Raw genomic sequence first — 1,707 nt, 5'->3', positions numbered from 1 at the left:
ATCGGCAAGCGCGGCCGCCGTATTTCTCAAGAGGCATCGTGGGAGCATATCGCCGGCTACGCGCCCTACAACGATGGTTCGGTACGCGATTGGCAACGTCACACGCCGCAGTGGGTGCCTGGCAAGAACTTCGTGGGAAGCGGTGGCTTCGGGCCTTGGATGGCCACGCGTGGCGAGATTCCCGATAACGCCGAATTGCATCTGTCGACGCGTCTGAACGGTCGCGAGCTCCAGCGCGCGACGAGCCACGAGATGATTCAATCCATTCCGCAGCTCATCGAGTATTGTTCCACGTTCACCGAGCTCGAGCCGGGCGACGTCATCGTCACCGGCACGCCGGGTGGTGTGGGCGCGCGTCAGGAGCCGCCGTTGTTCATGAAGGACGGCGATATCGTCGAGATCGAGATTGCCGAGATTGGCGTGTTGCGTAATCCGGTTAAGCAGGAAGCACCTGCGGTATAGCGGAAAATATTCATCGCGGTGGCCCGTCAGGGTTTTTTAGCAGCGAAGATACTTTCAAAAATTCTTTAGTTAGGAGATTCCTATGTCGACCGATTCACAACTTGAGCAGAATAAGGCTATCGTGCGCGACTTCTTTCAGAAGGTCTTCGTCGAGCACGAAGTGGATGCCGGCCTGCTGAATTTTCGGCCTGACTATATCCAGCACAACCCGATGGTTCCGACGGGCCTCGAGGCCGTCAGGGCCGCCTTCAAGCAAGGCATCCAGAACGTCTCGACGGAGATCAAGCGGATCATCGCTGAAGGCGATCTGGTTGTCGTGCACCACCATTTCAAGTTCGACCCTGCCAGCCTCGGTGCGGCGGTGATCGATATCTTCCGGATCGAGAACGGCAAGATCGCCGAGCACTGGGATGTCATGACGCCGGTTCCCGAGAAGCCCAATAACAACAACAGCATGTTCTGAGAACGCGCACAGCCAATGATTGGAGGCACATAGGTATGGCTAAAACTATCGTCATCGTGGGGGCTGGCGCGACAAGCGGATTTTCGATCGCTCGGGAGTTCGGCAGCCAGGGTTTCAATGTCGGCTTGATCGCGCGGAAGCAGGAGAACCTGGACAAGCTGGTCGCCGATCTCGCCAGTGCCGGCGTCACATCGGTCAAGACCCGTTTGGCAGACGTGACCAAGGCGTCAGAACTGAGCGACGCGCTCGATGGTTTGCGTGCGGAGTTCGGCTCGATCGATGTGCTCGAATACAGCCCGGCGCTGGGGTTCCAGAATTATCGTGCGACGGCCGATGTTACGGCCGAGAACGCACGTTATTCGTTCGACGTGTTGGTCGGGGGTGCGATAACGGCCGTCCACAACGTGTTGCCCGACATGTTTGCTCGCAAAGAAGGCGCTTTGCTGTTTACCGCCGGCGCCTCGGCGTTGAATCCCATTCCGTTCCTCGCCAACGTGGGCATTGCGACAGCAGGATTGCGCAATTACCTGTCCAATCTGAACGGAGCAGTGGCAGCGAAGGGTATTTACGTCGGGACGATCTACGTGGGTGGCGTAATGAAGCGGGGAACGGAGGTCGACCCAGACAAGATCGCCGCGAAGTTCTTCGAGATGTATACGAAGCGGGACAAGAGCGAGGAAATCGTTCTCGGGCCGCCGCCACCTCCGAAGTCGTGATCTGAAAGATCGCCACGCCATCACGTCAGAATGCTGAAATGGTGCCGCCATTTGTCTACACGGGGG

3 protein-coding genes are annotated in these 1,707 nt (G+C 57.9%); all 3 read left to right on the top strand.

Features of this window, described 5'->3' with window-relative positions:
* Window positions 1-462: fumarylacetoacetate hydrolase family protein (locus CFB89_RS33780; RefSeq protein WP_144030203.1), on the top strand; the 462-nt coding region annotated here is incomplete at its 5' end.
* Between the two features lie 82 nt (window positions 463-544).
* Window positions 545-925, top strand: coding sequence for a nuclear transport factor 2 family protein (locus CFB89_RS33775; protein WP_089471831.1), 381 nt, complete (start codon window positions 545-547; stop codon window positions 923-925).
* A 35-nt stretch (window positions 926-960) separates the two neighbouring features.
* Window positions 961-1,641 carry an SDR family oxidoreductase gene (locus CFB89_RS33770; RefSeq protein WP_089471830.1) on the top strand — a complete coding sequence of 227 codons (681 nt, stop codon included), beginning with the start codon at window positions 961-963 and terminating at the stop codon, window positions 1,639-1,641.
* Window positions 1,642-1,707: the final 66 nt, after the last annotated feature.

The organism is Burkholderia sp. AU16741 (genome assembly GCF_002223345.1).
GTDB classification, from domain to species: domain Bacteria; phylum Pseudomonadota; class Gammaproteobacteria; order Burkholderiales; family Burkholderiaceae; genus Burkholderia; species Burkholderia sola.
This window is presented reverse-complemented; position numbering and strand designations above follow the sequence as displayed.